Here is a 17880-nt window from a genome sequence, read left to right on the forward strand (position 1 = left end):
ATAACAGTTGTGATGTATATCGATTATGCCACTGAATTTAAAGCGTAAAGTTAGCGTTCTGTTGAGTTTAAGCTTGGTCGCTCTTCCTGGAGGAGCGCAGAGCCAGCTTGAACAGAAATGGATAAACGCTGTCACCAATACCTACGGTGAACGAGCAGGCTTACGTGTTAAAACATGGCGAGAAAACATTGAGCTATACCAACACCTTACTACTCAAGAAAAACTGGCAGGCATCAATGACTTTTTTAACCAAATGTATTTTGTCGATGACATCAAGCTTTGGGGAAAGAAAGATTATTGGGCGACACCTTTAGAGTTTTTAGGCAGTAGCGCTGGAGATTGTGAAGATTTTACCATCGCCAAGTATTTCTCATTGCTTGAATTAGGCGTTCCTGATTCAAAAATGCGCTTGGTGTACGTCAAAGCTATTGAGCTGAATCAGTTCCATATGGTTTTGGCGTATTACCCAACACAAAGCTCAGAGCCTTTGATTTTGGACAATATCAATCCAGAAGTCGTCAAAGCCTCAAAACGTAGCGATTTGCTACCGATTTACAGTTTTAACGGTTCAAACCTTTGGTTGATGAAATCTGCTGGAAGCAACGGCGAACTCGCCGGGAAATCATCACGTTTGAGCCTTTGGAATGACTTACGTTCGCGCGAGCGTAAGTTGCACTTAAACAAACCTATTATTAACTATGACGAGTAAGAAACATGACCCTTTATAAGAAACTTGTAGTGGGAATGGTTACGGTCTTTATACTCTTGATGGCATCAGTATTCGTAATCGAATTCAACACTACTCGTAACAGCTTAGAGCAACAGCAACGTTCAGAGGTCAACAATACCATTAATACGGTAGGTCTCGCTCTTGCACCTTATCTGCAAAACAAGGATAAGGTCGCGGTAGAATCTGTGATTAACGCTCTGTTCGATGGCAGTACCTATTCGGTAGTGCGTTTAACAGCGTTAGATTCAGACTATCAAATCGTACGCTCGTATCCTGTAAAACCAACCTCGGTACCGCAATGGTTTATTAATCTAAACCTCTTCACTGCTATCCATGATAAGCGTGTGGTAACCAGTGGCTGGATGCAATTGGCTGAAGTTGAAATTATCAGCCACCCTGGTGCGGCTTACGAGCAATTATGGCAAGGATTTATTCGTCTACTAAGTGCTTTTGGTTTAATTTTCCTAGCGGGTCTAATCTCTATCTCTTACATCTTACGCCGCTCATTAAAGCCGCTCGATGCGATTGTGAAAAAGATGCATGAAATCGCTAACAACCAGTTTGGTGATCCGCTAAAACGTCCTAAGACAAAAGATCTGATCGCCGTTGTTGATGGCATTAATACCATGTCAGCACAAATAGAGCTTTCTTTCAAAGAGCAAGCTAAAGAAGCCCAACGCCTACGTGCTCAAGCTTACCTAGACCCAATTTCAAAACTGGGTAACCGTTCGTTCTACATTAACCAAGTAGACCAGTGGCTAGCAGAGCAAACTCAAGGTGGTATTGCGTTGCTACATGCAGAGTACATTGGTGATATCTACGAAACAAAGGATTACCAACGTGCTGACGCGCATGTAAAAGAGCTTGCTCAACGCTTGAAGAACACCATTGACGTTCCGGGAGCAACAATTGCCCGTTTATCTAGCGATGAGTTTGGCTTGCTATTCCCGCACATGGATGAAAGCGAACTTCGCCTAATGGCAGAAAGTATTGTCAACTGTGTCAACGGATTGAATACCGATCCAACAGGCATGGCGAAGCCAAAAGCCTCTCTTGGTGTAGCTCATAGCAAAGAAGAAAAGACCAGAACTGAAGTGATGTCGATGGTCGACAACGCTCTTTCTAAAGCGAAATCAGAACCAGACAAATCTTATGGTTTCATCGGCAGTGATAGCGCTTCAAGCTTAATGGGTAAACAGCAATGGAAAGCACTGGTTGAAGAAGCCATTCATAGTGGTTGGATTAAATTCCGTTTCCAAGAAGCAAAAAATTCTTGGGGTAAAGTTTTTCATAAAGAAGTGTTCTCTAGCATTGAAAAAGAAGGAGAGACTTACCGCGCCAATCAATACCTGTTTGCACTAGAGCAGCTTGAAGCGACCAACATCTTCGACCAATACGTTATCGAATCCATGATTACGATGTTGGAAAGCGGTGAACTTACAGATCCAGTTGCCATCAACATTGCGCAAAGCAGCTTGGCTCAACCATCCTTTATTCGTTGGACCACCAGTATTCTGGAGAAGCATGCCAAAGCAGCGTCAATGCTACACTTTGAGATACCTGAAGACTGTTTTGTAGAACATCCGCACCATACTGCACTGCTATGTAATGCGCTTCGCCAAGCTGGAGCTGAGTTTGGTGTAGATAACTATGGACGTAATTTCCAATCACTAGATTACATTCAAGAGTTCCGTCCGGGGTATGTGAAGTTAGATTACCTATTCACTCATAACTTACATGATGAGAAACAGAAGTTTACTTTGACTTCTATTTCTCGCACCGCACATAACTTGGGCATCACAACGATTGCATCACGTGTGGAAACACAAATTCAGCTAGATTTCCTAACTGAACATTTTGTTGAAGTATTCCAAGGCTTCATCGTTGATAAAGAATAAAAAGGTTAAGGATGAAAGACCCTTTATTAAACTCGCTCATCTACGTTAGCCGATACTATGGGTTAGCAAACTCGCCAGAGGCACTTATTAACGGCCTACCGTTATCCGAAGGCAAGCTAACCCCGTTTTTGCTTCCTAGAGCGGCTGAAAGGGCTGGCCTTGTCGCTAAAGAGAACCGTGCAGGGCTGGAGAATATCTCCAGCCTTATCTTACCGGCAATCTTACTTTTAAAAGGCGGCGACTCCTGCGTCTTAAACAGTATTAACTTAGAAAAAAAAGAAGCCGAAGTCACAACACTAGAAAGTGGCTTGGTGCCTATCGCAATCCCTCTCGAAGAGCTGCTAGAACAATACACTGGCCGTTACTTTCTAGTAAAAAAACAGTTCCGTTACGATGAACGCTCTCCCGAAGTACTAAAAACTAAAGAAGGTCACTGGTTTTGGTCGACCTTGTGGCAATCTAAACGCATTTATCGTGATGTCTTGATTGCCTCTTTGCTCATCAATATCTTTGCTATTGCTGCTCCGATGTTTACTCGTTTAGTGTATGACAAAGTCGTCCCAAACCTGGCGTTCGAGACTCTGTGGGTTCTCGCTAGCGGTATCTTTGTCGTGTTCCTCTTTGATTTCCTCTTGAAGACGTTACGAAACTACTTCATCGATGTAGCAGGAAAAAAGTCGGATATTCTGATTTCATCGAAACTCTTTAGCAAAGTCATGGGCATCCGAATGGAATCCCGGCCACCTTCTGTCGGTGCTTTTGCTCGCCACTTGCAAGAGTTTGAGTCTATTCGAGAGTTCTTTACCTCAGCGACGGTTAGCGCTCTGATTGACCTTCCATTCGCCATTTTGTTCTTAGTCATTATTTGGCTAATGGCTGGCGATCTCGTTTATGTGCCAATTGTTGGTGTCGTCATTCTTGTTATCCACTCACTGTTGATCCAAGGTCCATTGCGCCGCTCCATTGAAGAAGGTTCACGCCTTGCTTCTCAAAAGTACGCCAACTTGATTGAGAGCCTATCTGGATTAGAAACGGTGAAACTGTTAAGTGCACAGGGCCAGTTCCAGTACCGTTGGGAAGAAGCGGTCGCGCACATGGCAAACTGGAATATCAAGAGTCGCCGTATCACAGACAGCATTCAAAATGCGGCTGGTTTTGTTCAGCAAAGTAGTAACGTGGGGATGATCATCTTAGGCGTATATCTCATCGCCAATGGAGATTTGACGATGGGTGGTTTGATTGCAGCAACCATGTTAAGTAGCCGTGCTATTGGTCCACTTGTGCAACTGTCATTGCTTTCAACGCGCTACAACCAAGCGAAATCTTCGATGACCATCATTAATCAAGTGATGGAAATGCCTGATGAACAAGAAGAAGGCAAGCGTTATATTCACCGACCAATTATCCAAGGTAAGGTAGAACTCGATCGTGTGACTTTCCACTATCCAGACGCTCCTGTCGCTTCAATTCGTGATCTTAGCTTGACGATCAACCCAGGGGAAAAGGTAGCGATCATCGGCCGTATTGGCTCTGGCAAAACGACTCTCGAACGTTTAATTATGGGACTTTACAAGCCGACTGAGGGCCATGTTCGTATTGATGATACAGACATGGATCAACTCCACCACGTCGATGTACGTCGCAACATAGGCTGTGTTCCGCAAGACAGTAACTTGTTCTATGGTTCAATTCGCGACAACATTACTCTCGGCCGACCTTTGGCTGACGACCGAGATGTCATGGATGCAGCCAACCGTGCAGGAGTGACTGTATTTACTCAAGCCGATCCAGCAGGCCTTGAGCGCCAAGTTGGCGAAGGTGGCGCAATGCTTTCAGGTGGTCAACGTCAAGCCGTTACTATTGCGCGAGCGCTTCTAGGACGCCCTCCAGTGCTACTTATGGATGAACCGACGAGTGCAATGGACAATCGCTCTGAAATGCAGATTAAGCACCAGTTGGCGCAGCTAAAAGCATCGGAGACCTTAATTCTGATTACACATAAAACTTCGATGCTAGATGTAGTCGATCGAATTATTGTGATGGAGAAAGGTAGCGTTATTGCTGACGGTCCAAAGGCTCAGGTTCTGAACGATCTGAAGCAAGGTAAAGTAAAAGCCGTTAGTTAATAAAGCTGATAATTAACAAAGTTAGCCCATAATAAAGCCCCGTATGATGAACATCAGGCGGGGCTTATTTATTTGTCATGGTTAAGCCAAAATAAGCAAACTCTTCTAAAAACACCCACAAGAGAACAAAGCCAACAATAGCGACTAATCCCATGATTGCCCTTTCGTCTTCTTCCATCGCATCCCTTCTCTTCTACTGCTAAGCTACGTATTTAGCTTAGCAGTAGCTGACGGCGTGGCTAGAAGGCTTCATAACGTCTCAATTCGGAACTGAGAGATAGGTCAAAATTCGTTCAACACAAATATCTATCTTCAATCAAAATAGTTAATTACTTGCGCGCAAAAATCGGCTATAACACGCGCCTTCTTAATATTCTCGAGTTGAAGAAATGAATCAATGGATGCATATAGAGCAAATCGGCCAGTATTTCAGTGCCGGCTCTATCGGTTATAAAGTGTTGATGGGCATTATCATTCTGATCGCTTATCGCCTACTAAAGAAAGTCGCTAATCGTGCAATTCTGAACTTAGCAGAGGCTAAAGGTGTGAGCAAAGCACGCTTGAGCTTTATTCAACGCTGCTTCAACGTCACGTTCTTGTTTGTGTTTGCTTCACTCTTCGCCATCGTAACTGGCGTAGGTTATGGCGATGTGTCGCTATTCCTATCATCGATCTTTGCGGTGTTAGGTGTCGCTTTTATTGCTCAGTGGTCGATATTAAGCAATATCACAGCAAGTTTTCTGATTTTCTTTGTCTTCCCATACCGCGTTGGTGACCGCATCAAAGTCGTGGACAAAGATGAAGACATCAGCGGTGAGATTCAAGAGATCCGCATGTTCCATGTGTTGATCAAGCACGACAACGGCAACCTGATCACTTACCCGAACAACCTGATGTTGCAAAAAGCGGTACTTAAACTGGCAAAAGAAAAAGCTAAACCTGAAGAGGCAAAAGCCACCGCTCGTATTTATACCCGTAGACAGAAATAGCCTTCACCAGTACCGACATTGCAGTATCTTCTTACATTGGCAAGCCAGCATGGCATGATTTGGGTAGGGTTAGACTCAGCTCATGGTTTTGCTGACAAAGGAATTAATCGCCTCGGAACACAGCTTGGTGTGGTATCTAAGGCAGAAGATGGACAACTTCATGAAGTAGATGCTGCAACCGCGCGCTATCTTGGACACCACGTGGCTCACCTTGTTAAACGACTAGCTCGTCCAGAATAGTGAGTCTAGAACAGCGTTTGCCGATCCAGTATCGCTACAGGTTCGGCAACAAACCATGACTCATGTAATTAAATACTTGGTAATAGCAGCCTGAACCTCTACGACTTGTCGCTCGAACAGTTCGAGACATTGTTCGTTGTGGCTCTTAGCAATTGGCACCCAATGCAAACCAGTACCATCATTTAGAGCAAACTCAACCCTGAGCTCGTACTTAGCACCGAAGTAAACTCCGAAGCCAATACCTATTAACACCGACGTTAGCGCTATCCAATAATACCAACTAGGGTAGTTCGTATCCCACGCTAACCAAACTAATGAAGAGACGATAGACATCCAACACAATGTCTTAAAAAGTTTTTCTCTTATGCTCAGACATTTGATTTCAATATCATGGATTCGTGACAGAGGATAGACATCATTCTTCACATAGAATTGGCCTCGCTCTATACGAAAGTCATCCACTTTATACATACTAGTTACCCTCTCATAAACCACGCAAATTGATTAGGTTTCATGACCATACTAAAGCACTAATAGTTGCGCACCTCCAATTCAATGTTTTATAAGATAAATGAGAGCTTGGTTTAACATTCACGGCTGAACGATTCTTCTGAACAACTGATTTTTAACACTTTCCTAATGCAACTCGGTTGTTTACGACATTTAAGGAAACAGTTCAATAAACATTGGCGAGAGTCTAAAATCAATCTGACAGCATTTTGAGAGCAGACAAATGAAAGTATTCGATACTTGGTTAAGTGGCCAAGTCATAAAAGATCATGTAACCAATCCAAATATCGAAGTGGGGGACTACAGCTATTATTCCGGCTTTTATCATGGCAAAACATTCGAAGAGCAATCTGTCCGTTATCTATTAGGCGATGCGGTCACCCAAGATGTTTGGAACTCCGGCGCGTATGGAGAGGTAGACAAACTTAAAATAGGCAAGTTCTGCTCTATTGCATCTGGTGCAACATTTATGATGGCTGGCAATCAAGGTCATCGCGTTGACTGGATTTCAACTTTTCCCTTTTCTCCAGAAGAATTTGGTGATGATGTACAAAGTGGCTTTGAACGCGCAGGCGATACCGTGATCGGAAACGACGTATGGATTGGCACCGAGGCAATGATAATGCCAGGAGTAACAATCGGCGATGGTGCCGTCATTGGATCTCGAGCTGTCATTACGAAAGACGTTGCGCCCTATTCTATTATGGTCGCAAATAATCATGTCGTTCGGAAGAGGTTTGATGACGACGCAATTGCCACCTTACTCGAAATAAAGTGGTGGAACTGGCCCTTAGAGAACATTAAACAAGCGATGAGAATTATGTGTAGTGGTGACATAGAAAAGCTCGCGAACTACTACGCTGATCATATTCAAACACGTTAAAGAAGTCGATAATATAGCCCAGATATTAACTGGGCTAAGTGCTTTTAACTGTAAGTTCTAATGCCAAAGGCATGATTGCAACTTATACTGCGACGTCTTCTTCTTCAAGGTTAGCTGCCACTTTGATCTCGTACTGATTGAAACTAAAAATACAGCCTCCATGAGTACGCTTCGTGATCACTTGTTCATCACCAAACTGAACTGTCACTCGAGTGAAAACTCGCTCAGTGGCTTCCACAACATTTTCTTCCAGTAGCACTTCAAAATCAGTTTCTAGCGTATTGAGTTTAGATTTGACGTCTTCAAGATGCTTATTATTGCGTTCTTTCAGATCATCAATTTGAGCTTGCTCCTCATCCGTTCGGTCGGCTTTTGGGCGCTTCTTAAACTCAAGCTCCTTACGAATGACTTCCATCGTACCTTCTTGAGCAAGTTTGTATTCCTCTTTTAAGGCGCTGATTTTTTCTTTGTACGCAATGTAACGAGCAAAGGCTTCCACTTTAGTAGCTGTATCTCCCTCTACACCAAGCTGCAAACATTTGACCTTATCGCCCACTTTTGCAATCCCACCACTCAACGTTCCGTTTCGTCCTGCAGCATCCATAACTGTGAGATTATGGCCACACTTGATATCGTTATTCATACTGTGCACAGCAAGCTCAATATCCTGGCCAGATTGAAGCTCACTAAACTGGGCGTAGTTGGCCTTGATCGTTCCTTTGGTTTTAACATGACAGCTCTTTGGCGATCCATCTGGTACGGTGTGACCAATAATACCTTTGCCAACTTCAATATCGCCTTGTGCTTGCACGTCAGCTGATTCGATAAACCCACCCACTGTCACTGAGCCCGTAGCTTTGACGATCATACCGGACTCAATATCGCCGGAAATAAAAACATTTCCCTTAAACTTAATGTGCCCTGTATTAACGCCAACGCTATTAAGACATAACGCATTGTCTACTTCGATGGTTTTTTCTTTGATCATAGGCATACCGGAGACCGTAGCTAACAACAAGTTGGGATCATGTTTTGCTAGTTCAGTGCCTTTGCCTGGCTTGATAGGGCTGTCTTTCCCGGCCTGAGGCGGGATTATTTTTCCTTGAACCGTGTACCCTGGATTTCCTTTCGTCGCGGGAATTCGGCGCATAACCTCATCACCAGCATCGACCGTAATGGTTTCACCTAGGTTCTTTAAATCAATCTTATCGCTGTCTGAATTTGCTTGCTTAGGCTTAAGCACACGTTTGGATATATCTTTAACTAATGGAGTGAATATGGCATCTTTGCCTTTTACTGGCTGCTTGCCGACGGCGACTGGCTGAACAAATGTTTCTCCAGGCTTGAGCTGCGTGCTCACTACCATGACTTTCTTTAGCGCCAATTTATTGATGCCTTTAGAGACCTTGGCATTTGCCAATGCTTGCACTATCTCTGGGCCTCTCAAACCTCGGCCTCCATATGCGCCAACAACACACATACTTGCCAACATATCATTATTGCTAAGTTCAACCGTGACTTCAGCGTTTCGTAACTCAGCAACGACAATACCATCGTAAGCTTCAGCTTTTCTCTCCCGAGCACAGTTTATAAAGCGGACGACTTCCCCTTCATCTACAAACAGCTTGCTTGCATTCATCTCTGCAAGTTGCTCAGGCAATTCCTTTTGATTTAGCTCACCACCCAGATCTACATCACCAGGAATGTGAGCAATAATCTTCTTTTGGTCTTCAGACCATTTAAGACAGATCTTCCACATATCAGCCACACCAGCTAAACATTTACTGCTTCAGTCTATCTAAAATTGTTTTTGGAACAAAACTCTCAACATCAAGAATCAGGCTCACATCACTAAAGGAGATAACACAGATTTGTAACCGTGTGTTAAGGCTTACCATTCCTTATGAACTGCGTTTTACACTGTAAATCTTATTCCGATTTCAGCTAAGCTTTGCTAATTATTTCGTTTGCACAAAACCGCCTTCGAAGGCGTAAGAAATAACCAAGATGAAAACTCGTGCTTTAGCGTTTCATCCAAGTTGGCAGTAACGAGTCAACGCAACTTACTTTCCGCTATAGCTCAGATTTGTATCTAAATGACTGTGAGTAACTACCGCTACAGTTGAATCTTTTTATCTTGGCCGGTAGTAAGTTCATCAAGAATGATTTCAGCTTTATCGCTCCAACCTCATATGGCGCAGACACACTAGTGTAGCAACTTAGTCTAGCTCCCATTTCTTTTTGTGGTTTACAGTGTAAATCAGAACAGTCATAAAAACACATAGGGTTAAAGCGTATAGAAGAATAAATAGCTTAGATTGGGTGACTAGAATTTACAGTGTAAAATCACCCCGGGTAGTATTATCCGTAAAGTGTTAAATCAGCTTTTACAGTGTAAATTTACAATCTACCCTATACTTTACACTGTAAATTTTTTCAGCATAACTTGTAGTTCAGAGCGCAGTGCCGCTTCGACTTGTTTACGCCCTGATAGCCCATATTGTTTAGCACACATACTCCAGTCTTGATTTAAAAGTAACTTACTGATCGTCAAGTCAGAAACTTCACTTAAACCGTTTCTACAAAGCCATTGCTGAATCCATACTGATACGGATTCAAAACTATTTCCTCCCTGGGCGTAATACTCGATCAACGCCAACTTTGTTGGGCTAAATGTAGACTCCCCTATTGGCAAAGATAGTAAAGTGCGAATTAGAGAGGGCTCTAATCGAGGATAGATTGTAGAAGCGCTCAAAGAAAGTAACTCTTCAAATAACACTTTAGCATTTCCAACCCAGCTTTTAGATTGGGCATTACATTGACGAGCCATCAAAAGTGAATAGCAACCACTTGCCGAGTCTCGCATAGTACCAAGACGAATCGGCTCAAAGCCTGAACGTTGCCAAAACTGAATTAACTCGGATGTTGCGCCAAAGCTGGTGGATAAATAAGAGATATGAGGAGGCACCATCTCCTGTAGCTGTGACAACATCTTTTGTCCGATACCAAGTCGTTGTAACTCTGGATGAACTGCAATTCTCATCACACGCAGGGTAGAAAGCGCTCCAACTTCTGGATAGCCGAGTTGGTTGATAATTGTGATTGGCGTCAGGTGACCTTTAGGCCTACGTTTTCCAAGCTGGACATCTCTAATGAGTTCTTCATCAAGATTACCCTCCTCCACAGTTAAGATCACACCAACGACTTTATTATTATGTTGAGCAACGAAAATCTGACTACTTTCATCTTGAAGCAGGTGAAGTAAATCATTGGGTGAAGTTTGATAGTGCGCATTAACCAACAGCGCAAAGCAGGTTTCCAATACGGAAGGATACACAATCAATGCTGACTTACGGTAACTGACTAATGTAATCTCGCCGATATCAGCCGGGTTAATTGGTTCAAGCTCAGAGTTCAAAAGAAACGCCTCATACAACCATGTCTCTAGTTTGTCATTAGCGCTCCAACGAATTGGCTGTTGAAGGTGGTAAGTCTTCATTCCAGGTCTTTGCTTTGTTAGCCACTCAATAAACTTGAGCGTGAAACCTCGACCACTTCCTTCATAGCCATATATCGTGCTTGAGAATACTAAGCGATGATATTGTTCGGTGATTTGCTTAAGCATCGGAACAGGAATAGCAGCGGCTTCATCCACTAACAACAAATCACATTCCGGCAAGGCTAACAAAAGTTCGTCTGGTGCAATAAATTGGATGTACCCCAGCCCTACTTCCAATCGGTCTTTCTTAACTCGCTGTGCTATAGGAAGCAATCGTAGAGCATGTTGATAAACGGGTTCGACAGCTTTAATGTTTGGCGCGGTAACTAAAATACGCATTGGCTTTCGTTCAAGTAATTCCGCGCAAGCAATACCTAAAGCGCTGGTTTTACCTCGGCCACGGTCAGCGGTAAGCACCAATGGACGCTTGCGGTGTCCCGTTACAACTTTCTCTACCAAAGCTACCGCTTCTATTTGTTGCTTGAATTGGTTTTCCTTTGCCTCTGGTTGCAAGCTTGATAACCTCGGTAACGGAAGGTTTTGGTCAATCACCGTAAGTTTTTGCCACTGCATATGCATCCACAAATCCGCTTCACTTGGATGCTCATGTTTGTTGGCGATAACAAGCAGTAATCCACCACCAACCAAAGCACCAAGAGCAGCGGTAAAACTGTTAGCATCTACACCACTTCTCGCATCAAATACTAAAACATCGCACTCACGACCAAGCAGCATATTGCCTTGTTTGCCAGAAACACAATAAGCCCCTTTGGGACAACAATTACCAACACAGAACCAAGTCTGATTCGATTGATGGTCATAAAAGTCAGCAATTAGTGCATCTTGCCATTCAGCGTCACCATAGATAACCACACCACTACGTTGAAACGCATCATGAGATTGAGTTTGAAGTTGAGAAAGGAATTCAGATTGTGCGAGCATTACGTATATCCAAGCATTGAACTGACGCCATATTATCACATCTCAGAACCCGGAGAATTTCCTAAATTCCAGACATAAAAAAACCGCCCGAAGGCGGCTTTCGCTATGCTATATAACTACTTTAATTTGCTTTCAACGAAAGCAAGAATTTCGTCCATCAAGCTGTCTTCTACTTTCTTCAAGTTCAAAGCAAGGTTGTTACCTTTGCGGCTGTAGCTTGCTCGACCTTTCACTAAGTCGACTTTTTGTGCTTTCTTAGCAGGCTTCACTGGCGCGAGTTCTGAAATCCAGTTCTCGATGCTTTCCGTTACTTCTTTAGTTAAGCGAGCGACACCTTGAGCTGTACTACGCTGCCACAAATAACCTTCAGATGAGCGGCACTTATCAAGTAAGTTTTTCTGCTGTTCTCCCGACAGTGAAGAAAACTGCTTGTGTAGTTTCACGATAGTTGGTCGACCTAAGTCTCCAACATTAGGATACGCTTGCAGAAGTTCTAGCGGCAGCGCTGCCGCTTTCAACGCACCACTGACCAATGCTTCACTGCACTGAAACATTTTTGCTAGCGCTTTTTGGTCTTCTGCTTCGCCACTTTCTAGCTTTGCTTGCATCTCTTTACCTTTTTCGTACAGAGACAGTGGCTTGTGCGCGTTTGCCACATCAGAAAGGAACTTCGCATGTTCTGTGTTGATGCCATCAGCAACGTATACCAAGAAATCCTGATCAGCCAAGATACAAGACATACGACGACGACTACCATCGAGAACTTCAATCTTGCCTTGTTCAGTACGACGACCAACCGCTGGATACTGCTGACCACGCTCTTTCAACGTAACCAAAACATCCGACAAAGCATGTTCATTTAAGAACGATTGCTCACGTGCGTTGTCTGCAAATACAGTCGTCTCTGTCGCAACTTTCTCAGCAGGGATACGAACCAATTCAAATTGAACCGTATTCTCGCCTGCTACAGCAAGTTCGATGGTTTGTGCTTTATCTTTTACCGCCGTTTGCGCTTCCTGAGGTGTCGCAACACGACGCTTATTGGTTTTACCAAATAATTTCGCGTTTAATTCAGACGTTTTTAATGCCATTTATCCTTTACCCCTGATTCAATGACGACCAATTAGAGTGCAATACGCGCTCTAATTCTAATGCACTCTTATGTACCGCATCTTGTGCCGTTGCGAGTGTTTTCTTACCACCTTCAAAATCGCCAACAGTCAAATCAAATACTGTACTGTAGGTGTCGGCACAGGTTTCAAATGCACGACTACGAGGAATCGTGGCCATCATAACTTGGTCACCAAGAAGATAGTTCATTTCAGTGAGAACTGAAACTTGCTTCTTGTTGTCATCTTCGAACATCGTTGGCATAAGACGAACAAACTCAAGACCATTCCAGTCTTCAGGAAACATCTCATAAACCGTAGGTAGGTGTTGGAAAAAGTTTACTGTAGATGCCCAGTCTAGACGTTTTGCAGCACAAGGAATTAATAATGCGTTAGAAGCAAACATTGCATTCCAAACCAACGGATCTACATGGGGGCCTGTATCAATCATAATGACATCAAAATCGTTCGCAATCTTGTCAATCAACTGCTCTTTCAACAAACGAACGATATCCAATGATGGATCTTCAGACAACGTTTGCCACGCTTCCGCATTGAACATTGCGTCTTCTGGGAATGCCGAAATTGACTTCAAGTTCGGGTATTGCGTAGGTAGCAACACATTCTTATGCAGGAACTCACGGTCGATTTCTACCCCATCGGGTACGTTACCTAACATGATATCGACCGCAGAATAAATATTGTCGTGCTCTGCTACACTGATTTGTGGGTTCAGGAACAGACGCAGAGAACCTTGAGGGTCAAGGTCAATCAAACAAATACGGTAGCGTTTATCAAGGTTTAGCGCTAAACATGCAGCTAAGTGAACAGCCGTCATCGATTTACCCGTACCGCCCTTTTGGTTTTGTACGTTAATGATCCACGGTTTGTTTTCAGAATTCTTTTTGCGTTCATGGAATTTAGGCACTTCAGCCGCATCCATTAGCATATGCGCTTCTTCAAGCGTGATTGAATAATGATTGGCATTATTCTTTGTAAATTGATGACCTTCCGCTTCCATCTTACCGATAGCATCATCCAGCTTACGGCGAGTTAGACCAGAGCGGGTTTCCATCATTGCCTTAGACATTGGTGGGAAGTAGTTGTCGCTACGCTCTTCCAAAACAATCTCAATACGGTCAGCTTGAACCTGTTGCGTCAGTTCTGCTAATTCCTGGAGATTTTCAATCGTTGTTTCTCTTTTCATGCCAAATTCCGTTGGAAGGATATCTGCATTCAATTGTACAGCACTAAAACCCAAAAACAACAAAAAGGTGCACGAGCATTTTGAATAACCATCACATAAAAAACACTCACAAACGCCTGATTGATGATTTCACTATCAAAGCTTCACGAAATTTTTTCAAATCTATGCGAATAAAGTACTTCAAACAGCATTACTTTAAAAATGTCACAGCGTCACTTATTTACAATGTAAATAGTGTTTTCTCGGAACGATTATAAAAGAAAGCTAAATTACGGACTGTGTGAGATCAACCTAACAATATTGTGTTTTGATATTTCAAATAACCACATCTTCCTTTAAACCTCCTTGATCATGTGTCCAATGTAATTTCCAACAAATAACCAGTAAATCTAGTGGAAGAATGATCAAGGGCTCTACATGATCATGCTTCCAGTTGAAACTCCAAACTTGAAAGCATGATCAAGGGAATCATACTTCTATTTACATATCAGATGGATTTTTCAATCAGATCAATTTATCGGAAAAATGATCAAGTACAATTCCGTCACGGAAGCATGTATTTTCTTCTCTAATTTACGGAGGAATGTAGATAGACAGGGGGATAGCAAGAAAGTAAGAACAAAAAACCCGGAACGATGAAACAAAGCATCATTCAGAATGTATTAAGAACAATCATGATCATGCTTCCGTTGTATACTAGTGAAACCTTATCACGTGGCTACATTCAAACAAAATAGCGGTGTGAGCTCGAATTGAATAATTTGTGCTCAATATTGGCAACAGAACGATGAAATGCTTCTCTCTTGATCATCGATCCGGATGTAAAATGAGAGCAAAGAAGCAATTAGTGCCGTAGAGTTTCCAACAGAGCTTCGATCTTCTGTGGATAAGTTGTATAAATATGATGATCATCGTTTCATGAATGTTTTGATCATCTTTTCAATGATTTAATGATCATGCTTACGGCGTTATATGATCATGCTTTCAAGTCATAGTTGATCATTGTTTCGATAAATACATGATCATAGTTCCGAAACGGCCTAAATAAATACCCATAAAAAACAGCACCTTACAGCCACAAAAAACACCAGATCAATAGATCATATAATCAATTAAGATCAGTTTAATCAAAAAGATCAGTTATTTAAAAACAAAGATTTTTTCTTTATTTATGATCTATTTTTCTTTATTCTTCGGAACCATAGCAAAACTACGGCTAGTGTGATCTGGATCTAAAATGACAGCTGATGAAAAAATTCTGATTAAAGCGCCAAGAAGCCATAAGGATGGGCACCTTTTTGAGGTACACGAATCTTCTGCAGATTGGGTGGAACAATACCAACACTTCAAAGGGGTAACTAAAAGCATCTTAGAGCTGCTTAATTTGATTTCATTGCGTGGATTCAGTAGCAAAGATGGTTTAGTTTCTACCACAGAAATCGTAGAAGCCACTGATGGGCAACTAACACGGGCAGCGTTACAGCAACGTTTACGAGCAGCGGTAAGTATTGGGTTATTCACCCAAACTCCAGTTCGTTTCGAAGAAGGCCTTGCTGGGAAAACCATGCTTCATAAGTTTGTTAATCCTAACCAGCTGATTTCTGCTTTAGGTGCCACCAGCTTAGTAACAGAAAGAGTGCGCCAAAACGAAAAGCAAAAGCGCTCAAAGGCACTAGCACAAACGCAAGTAAACAAACGTTTACTCAATGAGCACGGCCTCAATACTCCACCAACGATGAAAGATGAAGCGGACCAATTTATCGTTTCTCCAACCAATTGGGCAGGGATCATTGACCAAGCACTAGCTCCACCCCGCACTCGTAAAAGCTATCAGAAATCAATGGTGTCGATCTCTGGTACTAAAGCTGTGATTGAAACACGGTCCTCGAAAAATATCATGACAGTAGATGATCTGATGACCTTGTTTGCGCTGTTTACGCTGACTGTGCAATATCATGATCACCATAAAGATCAATACCACATGGATGCAGCCCATGTGCCAAATAAAACACCGTTATACATTACCGATATCCTATCTTTGCGCGGCAAAAAGGACAGTGGTCCTGCTAGGGATTCAATCCGTGACAGTATTGATCGTATCGAATTTACCGATTTTCAATTACATGAGCTGACTGGTCGATGGCTGAGTGAGAACATGCCTGAAGGCTTTAAAAGTGATCGTTTCCGCTTTATTGCCCGAACCATTACAGCGTCGGAAGAAGCACCAGTAGAAGGAGCCGACGGCGAAATTCGTATTAAACCAAACTTGTATATCTTAGTTTGGGAGCCGTCATTCTACGAAGAGTTACTCACACGTGATTATTTCTTCTTGTTTCCACCAGAAATTTTAAAACAGCATACCCTAGTATTTCAGTTGTATTCGTTCTTCCGTAGCCGAATGGTACGAAGACACACTGATTGCATGCTGCTAAGTGAATTGAATCAAAAACTGGCACGTAACATTGAATGGCGACGATTTTCTATGGATTTGATCCGAGAATTAAAACGCTTGTCAGATGGTAAGGGGACAGAAGATCTTTTCGTTGTAAATCTGTGGGGATACCACTTAACGATCGAAACAATGATCCAGAATGGAAAAGTGATGGATTACCAAATTGATATCAAATGCGATGTGGAAGAGGTTTTACGTTATTCTCGTGCCCGTACGACCAACGCAGGAAAGCGCAATATGGCGCCTACGCTGCCAAACCCACTTCGTAATGAGATGGTTAGTCGAAAGCAACTAGATGAGCTCTCAGGTATCATAGACGGCGAATTTGAGCCTATTCAACGTAAAGCACCATCTCCACGTGGCAATTTGGGCCGTCGAGTTAAGCAGAAAAAACACCTGGTAGAGATCAACGCGGATGAGATAACCATTACACTATCCAAATATACCTCTCCAGAGGCGCTAGAACGCAGTATAACGGCTTTATCGGCAATGACAGGGCATTCGTATGCCTCAATCAAAGAGGAGTGTTCTGACTTCATAGACAAGCTCGACTTTTTGAGAGTAGGGGACACACCTCTGCCATATGAGACGTTGAGCAAGACTGTGGAGCTGTTTAACAGCCAGAATGATGTAAAACATCTCACTATTGAACGCTTAATTGCTGGTTTGGCGGTTCGTCGAAAAGTATGTCGACAAGTATTTGAAGGCCATGTTGATGAGATGGTAATTAGAGCGCTCGATGAAATGGCAATCTGATCGTCAATGTTAGAACGTTATTTAAGCAATAACTATGACTGATTGATTCCAAATGTAACAATGATTTTCACTGATAGAATCCAGACTTAACTCTTACAGAGGGCTGACATTGCAGTGCAATTCAATGACTAATATCTATCTCGAATAGACAACCTTTTGTCCTTTCTGATGATTAATAGATTGGCTCATATTGTTACATTCATTCTGAATAGACTTCGCGAGTTTCCTTCTGGGGACTCGCTTTTTTTTGCCCGAATTTTGCCAAGTTAGTCCTTCTCATATTCATATCAGTACTAGCCGCATATAGAATATAAATAGGCTAAAATCCCTTTTTATTTAGGTGTTTATGCGATGTTCGGCTATAAAATTCTGGGTTACTTATAAGATAACAATTCCTTGGCTGTTAATTGAAAACACTAACAGTAATGAGCGTGATAATTTCTTTGTAGATTCGAATGTCTATAAATTCATGAAAAAGTAGAAGTTGCTTCCAACAGCAATACCGCTTAAAAAGAGGGGGCTCCAAGCCCTCTCTTTAC

At 42.6% G+C, this 17880-nt stretch carries 12 protein-coding genes; 7 read left to right on the forward strand and 5 right to left on the reverse strand.

The window, feature by feature from the left end:
• The first annotated feature begins 25 nt into the window (after positions 1 to 25).
• The 5 genes from ACTS60_RS16125 to ACTS60_RS16145 all read left to right on the forward strand — a co-directional run bounded on the left by ACTS60_RS16125 (position 26) and on the right by ACTS60_RS16145 (position 5983).
• Positions 26 to 709 carry a transglutaminase-like cysteine peptidase gene (locus tag ACTS60_RS16125; RefSeq protein WP_440889073.1) on the forward strand — a complete coding sequence of 228 codons (684 nt, stop codon included), beginning with the start codon at positions 26 to 28 and terminating at the stop codon, positions 707 to 709.
• Between the two features lie 5 nt (positions 710 to 714).
• Positions 715 to 2628, forward strand: a complete 1914-nt coding sequence (locus ACTS60_RS16130; RefSeq protein ID WP_440889074.1) for a bifunctional diguanylate cyclase/phosphodiesterase — start codon at positions 715 to 717, stop codon at positions 2626 to 2628.
• An 11-nt stretch (positions 2629 to 2639) separates the two neighbouring features.
• Entirely contained in the window at positions 2640 to 4754 is a 2115-nt protein-coding gene (locus ACTS60_RS16135) for a type I secretion system permease/ATPase (RefSeq protein ID WP_440889075.1), read from the forward strand.
• A 401-nt stretch (positions 4755 to 5155) separates the two neighbouring features.
• Positions 5156 to 5743 carry a mechanosensitive ion channel domain-containing protein gene (locus ACTS60_RS16140; protein ID WP_440889163.1) on the forward strand — a complete coding sequence of 196 codons (588 nt, stop codon included), beginning with the start codon at positions 5156 to 5158 and terminating at the stop codon, positions 5741 to 5743.
• 18 nt (positions 5744 to 5761) lie between these two features.
• Positions 5762 to 5983 carry a hypothetical protein gene (locus ACTS60_RS16145; protein WP_440889076.1) on the forward strand — a complete coding sequence of 74 codons (222 nt, stop codon included), beginning with the start codon at positions 5762 to 5764 and terminating at the stop codon, positions 5981 to 5983.
• 60 nt (positions 5984 to 6043) lie between these two features.
• On the opposite strand, the gene ACTS60_RS16150 is transcribed toward ACTS60_RS16145, so the two are convergent.
• A complete protein-coding gene (locus ACTS60_RS16150; protein WP_440889077.1) occupies positions 6044 to 6316 on the reverse strand; it encodes a hypothetical protein in 273 nt (90 codons plus the stop codon).
• Between the two features lie 400 nt (positions 6317 to 6716).
• Between ACTS60_RS16150 and ACTS60_RS16155 the strand changes: the two genes are divergently transcribed.
• Entirely contained in the window at positions 6717 to 7376 is a 660-nt protein-coding gene (locus tag ACTS60_RS16155) for a CatB-related O-acetyltransferase (protein WP_440889078.1), read from the forward strand.
• An 82-nt stretch (positions 7377 to 7458) separates the two neighbouring features.
• Here ACTS60_RS16155 and ACTS60_RS16160 read toward each other — a convergent pair whose 3' ends face one another.
• The 4 genes from ACTS60_RS16160 to ACTS60_RS16175 form a co-directional block, all read right to left on the reverse strand.
• Complete coding sequence (locus ACTS60_RS16160) at positions 7459 to 9135, reverse strand: DUF342 domain-containing protein (protein ID WP_440889079.1); 1677 nt, start codon at positions 9133 to 9135, stop codon at positions 7459 to 7461.
• Positions 9136 to 9795: 660 nt separating this feature from the next.
• Complete coding sequence (locus tag ACTS60_RS16165; protein WP_440889080.1) at positions 9796 to 11817, reverse strand: GNAT family N-acetyltransferase; 2022 nt, start codon at positions 11815 to 11817, stop codon at positions 9796 to 9798.
• Positions 11818 to 11933: 116 nt separating this feature from the next.
• Positions 11934 to 12908 carry a ParB/RepB/Spo0J family partition protein gene (locus ACTS60_RS16170; RefSeq protein WP_440889081.1) on the reverse strand — a complete coding sequence of 325 codons (975 nt, stop codon included), beginning with the start codon at positions 12906 to 12908 and terminating at the stop codon, positions 11934 to 11936.
• 7 nt (positions 12909 to 12915) lie between these two features.
• Positions 12916 to 14133: an AAA family ATPase gene (locus ACTS60_RS16175; RefSeq protein ID WP_440889082.1), complete on the reverse strand. Its 1218-nt coding sequence runs from the start codon at positions 14131 to 14133 to the stop codon at positions 12916 to 12918.
• A gap of 1237 nt (positions 14134 to 15370) precedes the next feature.
• On the opposite strand from ACTS60_RS16175, the gene ACTS60_RS16180 reads away from it, so the two are divergent.
• Positions 15371 to 17341: a replication initiator protein RctB domain-containing protein gene (locus ACTS60_RS16180; protein ID WP_440889083.1), complete on the forward strand. Its 1971-nt coding sequence runs from the start codon at positions 15371 to 15373 to the stop codon at positions 17339 to 17341.
• Positions 17342 to 17880: the final 539 nt, after the last annotated feature.

The sequence above is a fragment of the Vibrio sp. WZ-1 genome, from assembly GCF_052037695.1.
Classification (GTDB): Bacteria; Pseudomonadota; Gammaproteobacteria; order Enterobacterales; family Vibrionaceae; genus Vibrio.